The sequence below is a fragment of the Flavobacterium sp. CAU 1735 genome (assembly GCF_039888695.1).
Lineage (GTDB): Bacteria > Bacteroidota > Bacteroidia > Flavobacteriales > Flavobacteriaceae > Flavobacterium.
Genome location: NZ_JBDQQQ010000001.1, coordinates 739082 through 757777 on the forward strand (window position 1 = coordinate 739082; position 18696 = coordinate 757777).

Sequence of the window (18696 nt, forward strand, 5' to 3'; positions counted from 1 at the left end):
TTTTTACAATTAAAAGTGCGATAAAAAAAGGCCTCAAATGCGAGGCCTTTCTATTATTTAATGATGGTTTTCCTACTGATGGAGCCTTTATTGGTGTCGACTTTTATAATGTACGTTCCGGCGCTGACATTGCGTACCGGCAACAAAATTTCGGTCTGTTCCATAGTATTGGTACGCCATGAACTGATTTGTTGTCCTAAAACATTGTAAAGGCTTACTTGTTCGACTACAGTATCGTTCAGGTCGTTTTTAATACGAATCTGATTCGCTCCCTGGAGGTAGGCTACAGTAACATTTTCAAGTACGTTATCGGTAACCGAAAGTTTTCTCATTTCGAAACAAAGCGAGAAACGTTTTTGATTCTCACCCGCCGGAACAGCTATTTCCAATGGCGAATTATGAATGTCGTAAAAATGTCCTGTCGTGTTGTCGTAGATATAAATCGGTTGATCCGGATTGAAATTTTCCAAAGCATCGATTTCGAATTTTACAATACCCGGGTTGTCTGTTCTTACGTATAACGGGTAGAACAAATTCGAATTAAAATGACCCACACCCTGAATCACCAGTTTTTTGTCTCCTAACAGGAATAACATATCCTGTGGCAAATCGTCGTCGATTACCACACCGTCATAACCGTAATCCCATCCATCTGAAGCCTGATTGCCCATAAAAGCCAAAAGGATCTGACGATGGTTACCGGTATGTGAGGTAAAGCCCAAACGTATTTTACTGTTTGAAGTCACCGCCACCGGATCGTTGTCGTTATTGTTAAAATGATCCGAAGCCGGCATTGCCGTTGCAGTGGTATTGGTGTTACGGAACATTACGTTCGACGTGGCGGCATCTTCTTTTACAAAGGCTCTTTGGTTGTTGTCAAATACAATTGTTCCGCCCAGGAAACTCGCATGTATAAAGAAACCTTGTCCAACCGGGATATAACGCCCCGGAACACGAGAACTGGATCCCTGTCCGCTAATGCCCGGAGGCGAAACAGGAGGGGTTCCACCGGCAAGATTACGAGTGGCATAACCGCCCTGGTATTGTTGCAGTACATGTGTGGCATTGGTTGGGTAATGTTCCCAGAAATAAACGGAACCGTTTGTTGCCGCTGCATTGTCGGCAATAAACAATTCGGCATCCAAAGCAGAAGCATATGGATTTCCGCTAAGATTGATGTTGTTTGGCGATACAGTATTGGTAATACGTCCGTTGTTCGGTTTTCCAACAAAAACATAATTCTGAGTTGCCGTTCCGGCGCCACTTCCTTTTAACGTAAATCCGCTGGAAGGCGACAATATACCGGTTTCGAATATTTGTGTCCAGTTGGCATACAAATCGGAAAGATTTTGGAATTTATAAATCCAGTATCGCGCCAGGCTGATCGGTGTAGTTGGCGAACCGTCATAACCGTTTACCCAGTTGATGGCTACCGGAACCGCAGGATTGGTACCGTCTCGTAAAATACCGCTTACCGTATAATTGTTGTTGTTGGTTGTCGCATTGATTGCTCCAACCGGCGACGACCAGTAGTTGTAATTAAACTTATTGGATTGTCCCTGTTGATCGCGTTCAATCGATCCCGAACTGGTTGGATCCAAATCGGAATTAAAGGTTTGTACTAATTGGGAACGGCCTTGCAGGTCAATTTTACCGTTTAATCGTAAAAAGTGGCTTACCTCGATTTTAGAATCGTTGGTTGCAAAAACAGTATTGGCGTTTACAAAGAAGCCTAACATGGTTTTATTACCACTGGATGTTACGTCGTGAGCCGTTCGTACAATATTCCAGTCAATGGATGTCGTACCATCTACGATTGATAGTGAATACGGTAAATCCTGAGTGGTACCATTTGTCCACGTAGTGGTATTGCTCCACAAACCGGTTGCATTACTATCGTAAGGCATCGGAGCGGTTTGTGTGTTAATATCAATCTTACTTGGATTAACAAGGTTTCCTCGGTTTTTATTTAAGGAATTGTCGTTGATATGCGTTCCGATATAGGAATTCATCGAATAGTAAGCTGTTAAGCTGGACCATATTAGCGCACTGATATCATTTTTCGTCACGGTCGACGGCATGATTTTACCCAGTGTATTGGCTCCGGAACTTGCAATTTCCTGATTCATAATATAGCGGATTTCACTTATAGCAAGTCCGCGGTTCCAGATGCGCAATTCGTCGATATCACCTTTAAAGATATTGACAATACTACTTTTATTGCGGTATTCCGCACCAATGGTAAAAATACTGGTTGTAGCCGTAGGAGCCGCCATGACTCCGGTTCGATCCAATACTCCATCGATATAAAGGCTTAACGTACCGGCAGTATAGACCGCGGCTATATTATGCCAGATGTTATTCGGTAGTGTAGTGTTTGATATCAGAGAAGCACCGTTCCATTCCATACGGATTTTGTTATCGTTTTGGATAACCAGTCGGTAACCGGTTGTTCCGTTGTGTTTGGAAACGATTGTTTTGTCGGTTGTAGCATTATTTGCTCCGGTTGGACGCGCCCATGCCATGATGGTAAACGTACCGGTAAGGTCATTTTTATTGTCTACACGAACGGCATCGTCTACACCGTCAATGGTAATATGGCGAGAAAGTACTACTTCGTGCGCCACACCAAAAGCAATGTATTTCGTTCCGTCGAAATCGTATAAACATTCCTGATTGGTTCCGTTGGTGTTTAGAAAGACCATGTCGATACCGGTTGTAAAAGCAGCATCACTTGCAATGATCATCACATAAGCATCATTTCCGGAAAGTGCCGGTAAGCTGGCAAGATCGGTAGTCGCTAAAGATACTTTTACTGTCGCAACATCGCCGCCGGTTTCTACGACTTTCCATCGTTTATTGGTGATATCGGTAGTGGTTGTCACCGTCGAAGGTCCGAAAGTATAGGTCAACGGCGTTGCACTGGTAGTCATGTTCTGACCATTGCTTCCCCATACCAGGTATTTTCGGTCGGCATCAAAAGTATTGGTATTGGCCGAATTGGTTGTTAGAATATCGCCAAGTCCCATCGTAATTACGGCACCGGAATTGATACTTTTGGATTGTTTCTGATTTAACTGCGCCGCATCGTCGCGTCCGATTCCGGCAATATCATAGTTAAAACCGGTTGGCGCAATGTTCCATATTGTGGTTCCGGCGGAGTTTACATAATTCTGACTCACACCATTTGTTCCCAAGGTGATTCCATATTTTATGCCCAGATAGGATTCAATACGGTTACGCTCGGTGGCATCGTTTTTTCGTGCCGAATAGGAGATTACCTCAGCGACACGACCACCAAAACTACCGTCAAAAACCTGACTTCTTCCCAGCCAGTAACGACGGTTTGACAAGGCAAGCCATTGTGGAACACCCACTTCGGTAGTCGAAATGCTCAGCGCATTGCTGTATAATTCCTGTTTGGTCCCGCCACTGTTATGACGGCTGTTGATGATGTTTACACCTGTATACGTACCGTTAACCTGAGCGAGGCCATAACCTCTGGTGGTTACATCGGCGGGTGTCGGTTCCGGTGTGCTTCCGACACAGTAACTCACGACTTCGTTGTCGAATCGAATCGAATATTGCCCAAATCCGATACCGGTACCATCCTTATCATAAGTATTATTGCCAGACGATTGCGCACAAAATAAATCGACACTGGGCGACGTGGCAGAAAGACTGGCCGGGTTGTCATTGATCACCACAATAAACAGGTCGTGGGAGTAAAAACCGGAAGTACTTTGTAATTCGGCTCTGTTCGAAAGATACGTGTAGTTGGAAGTAGAGGTAGACGGATTGTTTCCGAACTCCACTACCGGGTTGAAATTAATATTTTTGGTCGCATTGTTACGATAAGCCGGACGAACAGTCAGCGCGGCATTACCGGCATCGATTACTTTGGCATCATTTCCTTTACCGCGATCGGTCCAGATATTCACATTGGCACCGTCGGTTCCTACCGTTGATCCATTGACCTGATCGGCGCGCAACCAGGTTTCCAGATTAGCAGTAATCCCTCCCGGACCGGTAGCAATGGTATTATTGATGGTCCCGGTGATGGTTACATAGTCGATAAAAAATTGCCGGGCAGCTCCTCCAGTTGTTGTTACGAATCGGAACTGACCTGTCGTTGAAAAAGTAGACGAAGTTGAAAAAATGGTTCCGAACAGGGCATAATAATTGGTGTTATCATTAATGTCCCGTAAAGAGCTTCCTCCTCTTTCGACCACCCTTACACTAGTCCAGGCTGCGGCGGCATTGTCGCGGTATTGGAGCGTAACTTTATCAGCGTTGTTTAAAGCATTGGATCGGACAAAAAAGCTTACGTCCACCTTGTTATAGGCCGCAATGTTGATTGCTGGCGACGTGATGGAACTTCCATTAACCGGAATCTGTACTTTCGACGTTCCGTTATAGGCATTCGTAGCCGTTATGGTTGCTCCGGTGAGCGTCCAGGTTGAGGTAACTTCGAAATTCTCCTGATGGAGCTGCGTGGTCTGTCCCGATACTAATTTAGGTAAAAGGCTGATTACCAATAGCAGCAATTGCCTTGTAATAGATTTTGTTGATCTCATAGGGGTAAGTAGTTTTGTTCATAAGTTTAGATAATTGGGGCATCTTCTTTGGTTGTTTACAGGCGCCCTTTTCAGAGCGCCATGTTGTTAAAGTACTTTTTTGAAAATTGTCTGGTTGGAAGTGGTAATCACTTTAACCAATAAAACGGCTTCGCTGGTAAATAGGTTGGTTGTAAAAGTCGCCGTACCAATTTTCGGTGACTGATAAATCAGTCTTCCTAATAAATCATATACCGATACAGTGCTTAAATCTTCTTTAGCCGATTGTACCGTTATGGCATTGTTGTTTTTGTAGATGCTGATGTGGGCATTATCGGCATCGAAATCAGGGTTGTTTAACATAGTATTTTTGAAAACCAGTTCAAAACGGTTGTTTGAGACACCTTCTTCGGCTGAAAAGCTATAATTGTTCAGCTTCAGATCGTGTACGATATTCAATAGCTTGTCTTTTAGGAAAATAATCTGTGAGCCGTTGAACAATCCGTCGAAATGATCAATAGAAATAGTATAGGTTCCGGAAGCAGGCAGGTTAATCCCTAACGGAACGCTGTCATTATCGTCAAACGGAACCGGACGTCCCTGGATGGCATAGGCGTCGTTTCCGATTGTACTGTATAAAGCGGCACCACTGGCACCAAAATCTTTCGCATCGATACCATAATCGGCTTCAAATGTCGCTCCGGTCATATAACCGACTAAAATCTGACTAAAGGCATCGTTTGCACCGCTCATGTTTAACCAGATACGGTGTTTTTCAATAGCATCCTGCTCGACCATTGCCAAGGTGTGGTTGCTTTTAAAGAATTGATTTGCATTATTGATCAACCTCATATTGTTACGGAAAGCAACACTTCCGTTGGTTACGGCATTCACAAGGAATCCTTGTCCGACCTGAATAATGCCGTTTGGAACGGCACCACCGGCCTGAGCTGCAGTTCCACCCAGTTTGGTGTATTTCGCATAATTGTTAAGCGGATATAAGCCGGTTGAAGGGCTGGAAGGCGTGGCATGTGTCCAGAAATATAAACTTCCGTCGATAGTAGTGTTTACCGTTCCGGTACCGCTGATATTAGCGTTGATAAAATCAATCGCATTTATTGTAGACGGATACGGATTTCCAACCAGATTATAACCGGTAGTCGCACCGCGCTGTACGGCAATATTGATGTTTCCATTGTTTAAAACGCCGGTAAAATGACCCGGATAAACGGTTGGAGTGGTAGCACTCCAGGTATTCGGTGTGCGGATTAGGTAACCTTTGGCAGCTGTAAAGGAATTGGTGTTCGGGTTAATCGTTTCGTAAGCTCCGATCGGTCCGTTTAATGGATTATAAATATAAAAACGGTTGGTCAGGGTTTGCGGTGAAAAGGCTAGCAAATTCTGAGCTGCCACTGGCGAAGCCCAATTGGTATAATCCAGACGAATCATAGGCGAACTGTTTCGGTAGACATTACTGGTACCGGTGTTGGTTGTATTTTCCACCTGTACCAGATTGGCATTGTTCTGAATAATCAGATTGGCCGTTGGTGCCACGGTAACTTCACGATTGATGATAAAGTTATGACCGGATTGAATCGTAACGACAGCCGTACCGTTAATGGTAAGCGAACAAGCCTCCAGATTGGCCGATGAGGTGAAATTCCCGTTTATAATCGCGTGTACGTCGTTATTTGGAGCATTGTTACTCCAGCTACTGCCATTCCAGGTAGTAGAAGTAGCACACGGAACACCCTGTATCGTAAAGTTCGTATTTGGGGTTACGTAGTTGTTACAGGTGTTGATCACGCTTACAGTTGCGGTACCGTCATTGGCGATATCGGCAGCGGTAATCGTAGCCGATAATTGTGTATTGCTGATAAAAGTAGTGGCTTTGTTGACACCATTCCATCGGATAATCGATTCACCGCTCACAAAATTGCTTCCGGTTACGGTTAGCGTAAAGTTGGCACCACCTTCCAAAGCGGTATCAGGCGTTATTGTGGTGATAGCCGGATCCGGTTTTACGGTTACCTGAACTTGTTTTCGGGCGCTTTTTAACGGAGCAAATTTCCAGTTAAAGAATTGGAAAAACGTTCCGGTTCCGCTATTACTTTTAATACTAACGATGTTGTTGGTCATCGGATAGGTAATTCCCGAAGTAGCTGCAGTAAGATTAAAACCATTGATCTCACGAGAAACCAGTCGTAGGTTGTTCTGCGCCGGCAAATAAAAATCAAGGTCAATATCTTGTATTCCGGATGCTGCCATACGAATCACTTTCGATTCCAGCATCGCACCCGAACTATCCTGTAATTCGACTAATATCTCACCGTTTGTAGCACTGGTTCTGACACTCACGGATTGTAATTTGGTTGGTGTAGTACAATCGAATACGAGGTATCGGTTTGCCACTCCGGCTTTAGTAGTTGCAGTCCCTGTTGGTGAAGTTGGTCCTACATTGGCAAGCGCCACTTCACGTTCCACAAAATACGAACGGGTAGCGGTTAAAGTCGGGGTAGTATAGGAAGTTCCGGTTGCCAGCGCGGTTGTACTGCTTGCGGTATCATACCAACGGATCGTACCGGAATCGGCTGTAGACAAACTGGCTGTTTTACCTTTGCAGATAGTAGCATTGGCAACGGTGGGTTCGGCGGTAGTGGCTACCATCTGTACATTTAGAATCGTTGTCGCATTATTCGCAACGGTTGCCGCTATCGTTTGCGAAACATAACCCGGAGCTTCAAAAGTAATATTGTAATTCCCTGCGATCAGTAATTTGTAATAGTCACCGTGAAGGGAACCGGTTTTTACCCAGGCACCTTTTAAATCGTAACCCGGAATATAAACTTTAGCATTGATCGGATTGCCGGATGCATCGGTTACTTTACCCTGTACTCCGTAATTGGCCTGTTTGATATGATCTAAAAAAGCCTGTTTGTTATAATTCCAGAAATTAGGAAGTTCGGAAGCGGCCGGGAATTTCGTAGTCGAGATTTCGATGGTCACTTCTTTATTGTGCATATAATAGTTGTTGTAATCCTGGCGGCCACCGCTTACGGTATACCAAAGCGAACCATTGGTGGTTCCGGGATACTGACCGGCAAACACGTCGTCCATATAACCATTGTTATTGCTGGCGGTCTGACAGGATTGCGCATAATTTTTGGAGATAAACTTAAAATAATTATCGTGCGGATGCAGGTGATTTGGCGAGGCGTAGGCGTCCCAAGGATAGTTTACCACCTCAACACCACCGTGGAAATTGGCGGCCATCACGAAATTTCTGGTTTTTTCAAAAGCAAGGAATGCCAGCGTTTCGGGCTGATAGGCATAGGTGTCCGGGTGTAATCCGTTTAACGGATCCGGATAATTTCGGTTTAAATCCCTTCCGTTAGCATTGGCACGGGTCGCCGCGTTCCCGGTTGAATTCATGACATCGTTCCCGGCGGTTTTAAAAGAGCCATCCGGATTGGAAAGCGGACTAATATAAATTTCGGTGGTATTGATCAAATTGGTTACTTCCGAATCGGTTCCGTAACGGGTAACCAGATAATCGATCAGGCGCATCATCAATGGGAAACCGGTGATTTCGTCACCGTGCATGGATGAGGAATAGAAAAATTCCGGTTCGGCCTCATCGGTCTGGCAATTGTCGGATATTTTTAAAATCCACAGATTACGCCCGTTTGGGGTACTACCGATATTTTCCAGCTTACATAAATTGGGATAGGTGTCGGCATAATACTGCATTTTGGCGACATATTGGGAATAGGTCGGATAGGCATCCCAGGTGGAATCCCATTGTGCATTAGGAGCCATGGCACTTTTGGCGGCTTCGGCACTTGGAATTTCATTATCCGCAGTGCTAACCTGAAATGGAATATTGTATTTGAGGAATTTTTCAAAGTCAAGTTTGTCGGCATACGCTTCGGCTTTCAGATCGTCCTGATTGACTCTTTTATGACTTAACGACAAAAAAGAAGCCAGCTTTTTAAACTGCTGTTGGTTGGCAGCCTGAAAAGTGAAAATGACTTCTCCTTTGGTTTTTAAATAATGTTGTGCTTTGGCAAGATTTGTTTCTGTTTGGGCAAATACATTCGATAAGGAGGAGAGTAAAAATAAAATAATTAATGTAGTTTTTTTCATATAATTATGCTTTTGGGTTTTCAAAATTAATGAAAAAAAATTAACATAACTTTATATGTAAGTATTGTTTATTAAATAAAAAAATACAGATAGTTGTGTTATTTTAAATAAATGATGTTTTATTGTTATTAAAAGGTTATTTTAAGATTCAACAGTGTGTATGGTAAAAACATCAAATTGTAACATTGTGTTATTACAAAATGTGATATATTTTTATAAAAATACGAATTTGTTTGATAAAGTGTACTAGGTGGAAGTGTTAAATAGTAACTATTGCGGTAAAATGAGAATAAGAAATAGTATAACAATCGGGTTTATTTAACCCGTTCGATTTTGATACTTTTTAAGTTTTTTACATAACGTCTTCCGGTAGCGAAATCGGTTGGTGTAAGAATGGCGATGCCGTCTTTTTGAGATGAAGTGGAAATGCCGTTAATTTCCATTAAAATTAAGGTATGTTCACCGGTAGGACTATTGAAAAGTTCATTCCAGGAAAAAACTACTTTATAGCCATCGGTGGCGGTGCAAACAATGTAGAATTCGCTCAGTACTTTAGGCGAAGGTGCGTCAAGTGCAATTTTGTGGAGTACTTCTTTAAGTAGTATGCCTTTGCAATTTCGAAGCGTGCTTTTGTATTGAAGTGCGTGATTGCGTATTTGCAAGCTGTCTAGCGAATGAATCGTATAGGTTTTGAGCTGTTCGTAAGTTACAATAACCGGTTTTGCAGTTGGTGTTTCCAAAGTGATTATATTGGAATTCTGAGCAATGCAGCCATATCCGAAAAGTAAAAGTATTGATACCAGTTTTTTCATAATTACGCACTTGTAAATAATAATTTATAGGAAGCCATAACTAATACAGAGGCGAGGATATATTTTAATACGTTCTGATGAAATTTTCCGGCACCAAAATAAGCGCCCAGCATTCCTCCGGTAAAAGCAATAACGATATAAAAAGCCATGCCGGAAGTGATGGATATACCCTGAGTTAGCATTCCGGCCAGTCCGGCGAGTGAGTTTACAAATATAAAAGCAGCGCTAATGGCTGCGGTTTGTTTTTGATTGGTCCAATGGAGTAACAGTAAAATAGGAGACAGGATAATTCCACCGCCAATGCCAATCATTCCCGAAAACAAGCCAATACTACCTCCTGTTGCCATGGCTAAAGTCAGATTACAGGGTTTTAAATTTGTGTCGGGTATGTTTTTAAAAAAGAAAAAACGCAGTATCGGAAATAGTAATAAAAAACCGAGAATGCGTTTGTAAAGCGTTGCGTCTATATTGATCATCCCACCGATAAAAGCCATAGGGATAGAGGTGCTGGCAATCGGGAGAAACATTTTTTTTAGAAAATAACCACGGTTGTAATATTGGATAAAAGAGGTTGACGAAACAAAGAGGTTTAAAATAAGCGCGGTTGGTTTCATTTCTTCCGGAGCAATACCATATAGTGCCATTAGCGCGAGATAGCCACTGGCGCCGCCATGTCCGACCGATGCATATAAAAAAGCAACAAGGAATAGAATAAGATAAAAAACTTCCTGTGGCATGACTGGATATTAAATACAAGTCTGCTAAATTTAGAACTTACGTAAATAAGGAAAGTAGGAGCGGTTTAAATTGAACTTAATCTGACCGTAAATGTCTTTTTATGTCCAAATCAAATCCACTCTCTTTATACTTGTTATAGATTGTTAGCCTGTGTTTTCTAATCAATACGAATAGAAAAAGGGGTGTAAGGCAAACCATACCAAATCAATATCTCTGGTTTGTCAAGTTGTTTTTCGATAACTTCTTTTTTTATTCCATTACCACAAACGTTAACTTCGTGAAGCTTTGGTAGTTTGTTCAGGATGCTGAAATCGGAGATTTCGTTGTCATAAAGGTTTAAACGTTCCAGATTTTTTAGGTTTTCCAAGCCTTCGATATTTTCAATCTGATTCTCCGACAAATTGAGTATTTTTAAATGGGTAAGCTTATCCAACTTGGGTAGAATGGAAATGCCACGACAACAAAGATCCAATTCTTCAAGGCTTGGCAGGTTTTTAAAAGCGACGATGCTATCAATATCATAACATTCACATACCAAAACTTTTAAATTTTCTAATCCGCTAATGTCTATTTTTTGGTCTTCCTCCGTGTTGCTTAATTGCAGTTTTTCGAGGTTGGGGAAGTTTTTCAGTGAGGTTACTTCAGAGTCTTCGTCTATTCTTATATCAAGTACTTTAACCTGTTCTAATCGGGGTAATTTATTGATAACGGCACCTCCCTCTATGGATAACTTTTCCAGTAAAGGCAAAGCGTTTAAATTTTCGACATCACCATCCGATTCTATTGAGAGTGTTTTTAAGGATTTCAGATGACCGATTCCTCTAAAAGGTATTTGATCATAGGATTGCAGGCTTAATTTTTCCATATTTTTTAGCTGCTGTACGTCCAGAATTGCGGTTTCTAAAACTTCAGGTGTTTGTTCGTCAATATAGAGATTAAGTTCTTTAAGGGATTTAATGGATAAGATATCCTGAGCAAGTTCAAGAGAATTTACCCAGATGTCAAGTTTTTCCAATGTTGTAAAGTGCTTTAAAACATTGATGTTTTCAATTAGTTCAAAAATATCCGAATCGTTAATAGTAAGCTTTTTTAAATGCGCTTTTAAAGGTAACAGTTTTTTGAAGTCGATAGGTCCGCTGTCAGGAGTATTGGTTGTGAATTTTAGGTTTTCTAATGCTGTAAAATACTGAAAAGCTTCCTGATTTTTAATTGCTGTTGTTTTAAAGACAATCTGTTGGATTTGGGGTGCAATTAATGAATAATCATCCAGGTCTATAGTGCATTTATCAAATGATAATTTATTTAGTCTGGAAAAGTGTTGTAAGTTATGGACATTGATCAGGTTGTAGCCTTCTATCGTCAAACTTCGTGTGTAGGAAGCGATTGATATCAGGAATTCGGTGTTAAAATCGGGTAATGGTGAAATTTGGTCCCATTTATAGATTCGTGGCTGAATGATGCATTCGGTTAATTCAAATTGTCTTACATTATCCGGGATGTTGTGATCATTAACCTGTATATTAGGGTATAAATAAAGTCTTTTTAAATCGGTGAACTGACAAATACTTTTTAAGCTCTCCATTTCGCAATTATTCAACCGTAAAACGGTTAAACCATCTGAAATGGGGACGAATAAATCGAAATCCTTCAATTTCATGTTTTTAAAATCCAAATGCGTGAATTTTCCTTTAGATTTTCGCGGGTATTGAATATCGTTTGCCGACGCAATAAAATCGGTGTCATCGATGTTTAGGCTGTATAATCGAGGGAAAAGGTTTAATTCGTAAATATTGCTAACGGTACATTTAGTAAACGTGACATACTCAAGATGGTTGGAAATAGGCAGGAAAAAACCAGGATGTGGAATACTCATGTTTTCCAAACGCAAATGTTGAAAATTACGATGCGCCGTCTCAGCCTTTGGTATGTCGGGATCAAAAGTTTCTTCGTTAGTTAAAGTGACGCTGTCCATATATAGGTTATCTGCAAAATCAGTATAAAGGAATGGGGAGATGTTTTCTAGTGTACAATGATTGATATATACGTTCTCTACGGAATAAAATACGGGTGTAAGTGCCTTTAAGCTATCAAATGATATTTCGGTAAGTCTGAGAGTTGTTAGATGATGATCGGGTTTATAATGGATTTTAGAATCAATGGAAATGGAACACTTTTCGAGCGTAAGATATTTTAGCTTTATCTGGTGTAATTCCCAGGCGTTGGCAATCGAGCATTCTGATAATGTCAGGTCGTAAAGTGTTTCAAAAAAAGGTTCGAGAGCAGCAAAATTTTCAAAGTGTAGTTGTGAAAGATGTAATTCGGTCAACTTCTCATATTGAACGGCGTCCTTAGTGTAGCTGGAAGTGGCATAAGTGTTTCCGTTCATTTTGGCTCCTTTTTCCCATTGCTCCAATTTGATATTAAGAGCGTTTTCCAGTCTGCTGACAATTTTAATACTACTATCCATCTTTTTAAATCAAGGCTAAACGATAATTTCGCTAAAAATAATTAAATATGGAATAATAGTGAGTTTTAATTCTCGCAAAAGAGAAAAAAGGATATTTAGAATTTATAGTACCAAAATAATTTGAAAAGGATGCTGAAAAATGGGTTGCAGAAAAGAAAAAAGGAAAATTTAAAATGCGGTCTTGTAAGTTTTGAGAGGCGAATCGTTGGGTGAATTTTTTAATCGCATTCCTTTTTGTTGCTATACCTGACAGGTTTTTAAAACCTGTCAGGTATAAACAGCATTATTCTAAATAAAAAGAGCTCACAGTATCACTGCAAGCTCTTTTGCTTTTTGTAGTCCGTAGGGGAATCGAACCCCTGTTACCAGGATGAAAACCTGGCGTCCTAACCCCTAGACGAACGGACCGTAATCTCAATAAAAACAGTATTAACCGCGTAATACTTTTCGTAGCGAAGACGGGAGTTGAACCCGTGACCTCAGGGTTATGAATCCTGCGCTCTAACCGACTGAGCTACCTCGCCATTTTTGTTTGTGTTACATCCTTGAATGCGGGTGCAAATATAAGACTAAATTTGAACCTTCCAAACATATTTTGAAAAAAAATATTTTTTTTGAAATTCTTTTTTTTTGTATGTATTATTCTATATATTTCCGGAAAATTTTAATATATGGAAGGTAAAATAAAATATGAATTGGAGTTCCCGATAATGTCTTCTCCTCAATTATTGTATCAATATATTTCAACACCTTCCGGTTTATCAGAGTGGTTTGCAGACAATGTAAATTCCAGAGGCGAATTTTTTACATTTATTTGGGATGATTCTGAGGAAAAAGCACGACTGGCTTCTAAAAAGTCAGGCGAAAAAGTAAAGTTTCGTTGGGTGGACGATAATGATAAAGACAGTGAATACTATTTTGAATTGCGAATACTGGAAGATGAAATTACCAAAGATGTTTCTTTAATGGTTGTGGATTTTGCCGAACAAGGCGATTTACACGAAGCCAAACTGTTATGGGAAAATCAGATTTCCGATCTGAAACATGTGATCGGTTCCGCGTAGTTTTTAAGATATATAAAGTATATTTGCCCTGAAATAAAAATCAGGGCTTTTTTTATGGTTAATTATAACGGTGCGATAGTTGAAAACTCCGAAGTACTCATCGAAGGGAACAGAGGATTTCTATATGGAGATGCTATTTTTGAAACGCTAAAAGTATTGGATGGTAAGATCTTGTTTTTGGAAGATCATTATTTCCGATTGATGGCTTCTACGCGAATTGTACGGATGGATCTTCCGATGAATTTTACGATGGAATATTTCGAAGAGCAGGTAAAAACACTATTGCAATCAAAAGAAGCCGCTGCGGCCTACCGTGTACGATTTACAGTTTTTAGACAAAACGGAGGGTTTTATTTGCCAAAAACAAACGAAACAGCCTTTCTGGTTACCGCCGAACCGTTGGAAAATCCCATGTATGCTGTTGCAAACAATACCTATGAAGTGGAATTGTTTAAAGATTTTTATGTCACCAAACAATTGTTGTCTACGCTAAAAAGTACCAATAAAATGGTGCAGATTACCGGAAGTATCTTCGCCGATGAGAACGGTTATGACAATTGTTTGCTGTTAAATGACGAAAAAAATGTAGTGGAGGCTTTGCAGTCCAATCTTTTTATGTTGTTAAACGGAAAACTAATGACGCCGCCAGTAACAGACGGATGTTTAAATGGGGTCATGCGGAAGCAAATCCTGGCGTTAGCCCGTAAAATGGAAGGTATTGAAGTGGTAGAAGAATCCGTTTCGCCTTTCGATCTGCAAAAAGCGGACGAAATTTTCCTGACAAACGTTATTAAAGGAATTCAGCCGGTTACAAAATACAGGAAAAAAGAATATAAAACCGATTTGGCAACAGAGCTGCTTAAAAAATTAAACGCCCAGATCCGATTGGGTTAGTTTAATACCGGATTTTCCGGAGCATTCGACCAAATCAGGTAATCGCCACCCTGTTCCATGATTTTTTCTTTCCAGAAATGAGCGGTCGGCTTGCCGATGATTTTGTTTTTATAGCTGTTTTCGCTAACAATCCACGCGTTGTCTTCCAGTTCATCTTCGAGTTGATGACTGTTCCATCCGGTATATCCCAAAAAGAAACGGATGTTGTTTTTCTTGATTTTTCCTTCGTTAATCAGTTCTTTGGTTAATTCGAAGTCACCGCCCCAATAAATTCCGTTGGAAATTTCGATACTGTTTGTGATCAGTTCCGGGACATTGTGGATAAAATACAGGTTATCCTGTTCTACCGGTCCGCCGTTGTAAATTTTAAAGGTAGCATTAATTTCGGGGATCAGGTCGTGGATGGTATAACCTAACGGTTTGTTGAGTATAAATCCTACAGAGCCTTCGCTGTTGTGATCGGCCAATAGAATAACGGATCTGTTAAATGACAAATCTCCAATTATCGAAGGTTCTGCAATGAGCAGGTTTCCTTTTTGAGGCTTAACTGAAATCATTTTAGCGATAGTTTAAAATTAAATTTAACAAAAAAAAGGCAATTCTACCAAAAAAAAACGTTGAAGGAATAAAAAAAACCTCTCAATGAGAGGTTTTCTATTTTTTTTAAAATGTATTTTATTTATTTACAGAACCTTCCAGTTCAGCACCCGCTTTAAATTTTACAACATTTTTAGCGGCAATTTTGATAGTTTTTCCTGTTTGAGGATTTCTTCCTTCTCTTGCAGCTCTCTTAGAAACTGACCAAGAACCAAAACCTACTAAAGATACTCTTCCACCTTTAGCTAAAGTTCCTTCAACATTGTTTAAAAAAGATTCCAAAGCTAATTTGGCGGCTGCTTTAGTGATACCTGCATCAGCAGCAATTGCATCGATTAATTCTGATTTGTTCATAATTCTAGTTATTAATTGTTTGGTTAAAATTAATTAAATGTCTTACAAAATTATACGGATTTACCAATTACGCAAGTGTTTTCGATCTTTTTGCATGAAAATGTTGATAACTAGAGCTGTTTGTTAATAAACTTAGTTGCTTTTTTCATTTTTTGTGCAACTATTAGTGTTTGTGCGGCTTAGAAAGCGATAGCACTTTCCGAAAAAACAATTCCGTTTAACAATTCGGAGGCTTTCATTCTTTTCTTGCCAGGGAATTGTAATTGTAACAAGTTGATATAACCGTTTGAAACGGCAACTTTAATTTCTTTTTTGGTCGTTTGAATGGTTCCGGATGCCTGCGAATGATTTGCCGCTTCGAAGGCTGTTTCGTAAATTTTGACATTCCATTCCTGTCCGTTGTCCTTAATATAACACCAGGCCGCCGGATACGGACTAAGACCGCGTACCAGATTGTGAACGGTTGCTCCGTTTTGATTCCAGTCGATTTTGCAATTGTCTTTGTTAAGCTTATAAGCCGTTTTGATTTCCGGGCTGTCGGATTGTATCGTCGTAGTGGCTTCTCCTTTTTCGATAAGCTGTAAAGTTTTTAAAACGGTTTCTTGTCCGAGTACCATCAGGCGGTCGTGTAATTCACCAGCGGTTTCGTTGGCTCCGATTTCGGTTTCGCCGCGTAAAATCATCGCTCCGGTATCGATTTTATCATCAATAAAGAAAGTGGTTACGCCTGTTTTGGTTTCTCCGTTGATCACTGCCCAATTGATAGGTGCCGCACCACGATATTCCGGTAATAAAGAGGCGTGAAGGTTAAAAGTACCCAATGAAGGCATTTTCCATACGGCTTCCGGTAACATTCTAAAAGCAACTACAACCTGTAAGTTGGCGTTAAGGCTTTGTAATTCTTCCAGAAACTGTGGGTCTTTTAAATTGGTAGGTTGTAAAACCGGCAATCCTTTTTCGAGAGCGTATTCTTTTACAGCCGAATATTTGATTTTTTGTCCTCTTCCGGCCGGTTTGTCCGGTGCGGTAATTACGGCTGCAATGTCATAATGGTTCTGATATATGGTGTCGAGAATTCCAACGGCAAATTCGGGAGTTCCCATAAATACGATACGTAATGCCTTCATTATTTTAGAATGTATTGGTTTTGTTTGTTAATAGTGATGCGATTGTGTTCCAGTAAAAGTTGGAGTACAAAGATAGTCGCATCCGGACTTATATCGAGCGTGCTTTCGATTTCTCTCGAAGTTAATGCGCCGTTTTGTAATAACGTTGTGATTTTTTCGGCCAGTGCCGCCGGATTAGCATATTCCTGTTTTTTACTCATACATACCGAACAAATACCGCATTCCGGAATGTCGGTTTCTCCAAAATAATGGAGCAGGAACTGACTTTTGCACTGTTTTTTGTCGGATATATACGCGATAACCGAATCAAGCTGTGTTATTTTTAGCTGGTTTTGCTTTTCAAGGAATTTCGCAAGTCGGTTGATGACCAAATCGTCTTCGCGCACTTCGTTAAAGGTAAGCTGACTATCATTGGCCTGACTTTTATAGTTAATGATGGCTTTTTCCTGTAAAATGTTTAAAACATAATGCACCTTATCTTCGGAAGTGTTGGCTTTTCGGGCAATTAAATGGGTATTGATACCCACTTCCATATCGTATACACCGGGATAGTTTCTTAAAATAGACACAATGATGTCTTCATGTGACTTGTTTAAACTGATATATCGGATAATTTCTTTGCTGGGTAATAAAAACTGAATGCTAATCTTTTCGGAGAAATTGGCCGAAAGACTCAAAACGCCCTGACGGTCTAGAAACTGTAAAGCGTTGAATGTTCTTAAAACCGAAAGCTGGTATTGCGCGCAAAACCGATTCAGGTTAAAAGCAAAGGTCTCGTTATAACCTTCGCCGTAGGCAATCTGAAAATAATTGTTTAGTTTCCGGTAAACGGTTTTCAGGTAGTCCTTATCGGGAAGTACTTCTATAAACTGACTTTTAGAAGCGGCAATATCCGACGGAGCAACCAATAATACGGCAAAAGCTTTGGCTCCGTTTCGTCCGGCACGACCGGCTTCCTGATAATAGTTTTCAAGATTGTCCGGTAATTGGGTATGAATGACTGTCTTAACGTCGGGTTTGTCAATTCCCATTCCAAAAGCATTGGTCGCAATCATGACCTGAGTGGCATTGTTAAGCCAGCGTTGCATTTGTTGTTCTTTGTCTTTGGAAGGTAAACCACCGTGATAGTAGGCGGTTGTAAATCCAAGGCTATTGAGTTGGGAAGCCATATCATGACAGGCTTTCCGGTTTCGGACATATATAATAGAGGAATCCTGATTTTTGGTTAGGATTTGTTGTACCCGGTATAATTTGTCTTCCGTTTCAAAAACCATATAAGCGATATTCGGACGGGTAAACGAGCTTTTAAAAATAGCAGGCTGATCCAATCGGAGTTCCTTACAGATGTCTTCCTGAACTTTAGGTGTAGCCGAAGCGGTAAGTGCCAGAAACGGAACTTTAGGAAAAAATGCTTTTAAATCGGAAACCTTTAGATAAGCCGGTCGGAAATCATGTCCCCATTGCGAAATACAATGCGCTTCATCAACGGCAATAAGGCTAATGGGTAAGCTTTTGATACGTTCCATAACCCATTCCGATTGTAGTCGTTCGGGTGAGATATACAGGAATTTATAATTTCCGAATTGGCAATTATCCAATAAATCAATAAGTTCATCGGTTGGAATCCCACCGGTTAAGGCTATTGCTTTGATATCTCTTTTTTGCAGATTTTGCACCTGATCTTTCATCAGTGCCACCAAAGGAGAAATCACCAGGCATATTCCGGGTAATAGCATTGCGGGAACCTGAAAGCAAATCGACTTTCCGCCACCGGTTGGCAATAGGGCAAAGGTATCCTTCCCGTCGAGAACAGACTGAATGATGGCGTCCTGCGGGATCCGAAAACGATCGTATTTCCAGTATTTCTGGAGTATCTGTAAAGCTTCGGACATCAAATTAAATACTATGGAAAACCTTTAAACGGATTGTTAAAGGTCCATT

Annotated in this window: 11 protein-coding genes and 2 tRNA genes; 2 read left to right on the plus strand and 11 right to left on the minus strand. The window is 40.6% G+C overall.

All coding sequences use genetic code 11. The annotated features are described in order from the left end of the window. Positions 1–53: 53 nt before the first annotated feature. The 7 genes from AAFN64_RS03470 to AAFN64_RS03500 form a co-directional block, all read right to left on the minus strand. Positions 54–4577: a LamG-like jellyroll fold domain-containing protein gene (locus AAFN64_RS03470; protein ID WP_347759291.1), complete on the minus strand. Its 4524-nt coding sequence runs from the start codon at positions 4575–4577 to the stop codon at positions 54–56. Positions 4578–4664: 87 nt separating this feature from the next. Beyond that, positions 4665–8702 (minus strand): M14 family zinc carboxypeptidase, encoded by a 4038-nt coding sequence (locus AAFN64_RS03475; RefSeq protein WP_347759292.1) that lies wholly within the window; start codon positions 8700–8702, stop codon positions 4665–4667. 314 nt (positions 8703–9016) lie between these two features. Beyond that, positions 9017–9514, minus strand: a complete 498-nt coding sequence (locus AAFN64_RS03480) for a molybdopterin-binding protein (protein ID WP_347759293.1) — start codon at positions 9512–9514, stop codon at positions 9017–9019. 2 nt (positions 9515–9516) lie between these two features. After that, positions 9517–10251 (minus strand): sulfite exporter TauE/SafE family protein, encoded by a 735-nt coding sequence (locus AAFN64_RS03485; protein WP_347759294.1) that lies wholly within the window; start codon positions 10249–10251, stop codon positions 9517–9519. Between the two features lie 158 nt (positions 10252–10409). Then, positions 10410–12719 (minus strand): leucine-rich repeat domain-containing protein, encoded by a 2310-nt coding sequence (locus tag AAFN64_RS03490; RefSeq protein WP_347759295.1) that lies wholly within the window; start codon positions 12717–12719, stop codon positions 10410–10412. Between the two features lie 336 nt (positions 12720–13055). Continuing rightward, positions 13056–13127 (minus strand) — tRNA-Glu (locus AAFN64_RS03495). Between the two features lie 42 nt (positions 13128–13169). Further along, positions 13170–13243 (minus strand) — tRNA-Met (locus AAFN64_RS03500). Positions 13244–13390: 147 nt separating this feature from the next. Between AAFN64_RS03500 and AAFN64_RS03505 the strand changes: the two genes are divergently transcribed. Together AAFN64_RS03505 and AAFN64_RS03510 are read left to right on the plus strand one after the other, a co-directional pair. After that, positions 13391–13783, plus strand: coding sequence for an START-like domain-containing protein (locus AAFN64_RS03505; RefSeq protein ID WP_256551290.1), 393 nt, complete (start codon positions 13391–13393; stop codon positions 13781–13783). 54 nt (positions 13784–13837) lie between these two features. After that, positions 13838–14677, plus strand: a complete 840-nt coding sequence (locus tag AAFN64_RS03510) for an aminotransferase class IV (RefSeq protein WP_347759296.1) — start codon at positions 13838–13840, stop codon at positions 14675–14677. Here AAFN64_RS03510 and AAFN64_RS03515 read toward each other — a convergent pair. From AAFN64_RS03515 to AAFN64_RS03530, 4 genes are all read right to left on the minus strand, one after another. Beyond that, positions 14674–15234: a YqgE/AlgH family protein gene (locus AAFN64_RS03515; RefSeq protein WP_300487674.1), complete on the minus strand. Its 561-nt coding sequence runs from the start codon at positions 15232–15234 to the stop codon at positions 14674–14676. The genes AAFN64_RS03510 and AAFN64_RS03515 overlap by 4 nt on opposite strands. Positions 15235–15352: 118 nt before the next feature. Continuing rightward, on the minus strand, positions 15353–15628 hold the full coding sequence (locus AAFN64_RS03520) for an HU family DNA-binding protein (protein WP_136402359.1): 276 nt from the start codon (positions 15626–15628) through the stop codon (positions 15353–15355). 179 nt (positions 15629–15807) lie between these two features. Next, complete coding sequence (gene fmt, locus AAFN64_RS03525) at positions 15808–16755, minus strand: methionyl-tRNA formyltransferase (protein WP_347759297.1); 948 nt, start codon at positions 16753–16755, stop codon at positions 15808–15810. Continuing rightward, complete coding sequence (locus tag AAFN64_RS03530) at positions 16755–18647, minus strand: ATP-dependent DNA helicase RecQ (RefSeq protein ID WP_347759298.1); 1893 nt, start codon at positions 18645–18647, stop codon at positions 16755–16757. Before AAFN64_RS03530 ends, fmt begins: the two co-directional genes overlap by 1 nt. Between the last annotated feature and the right edge of the window lie 49 nt (positions 18648–18696).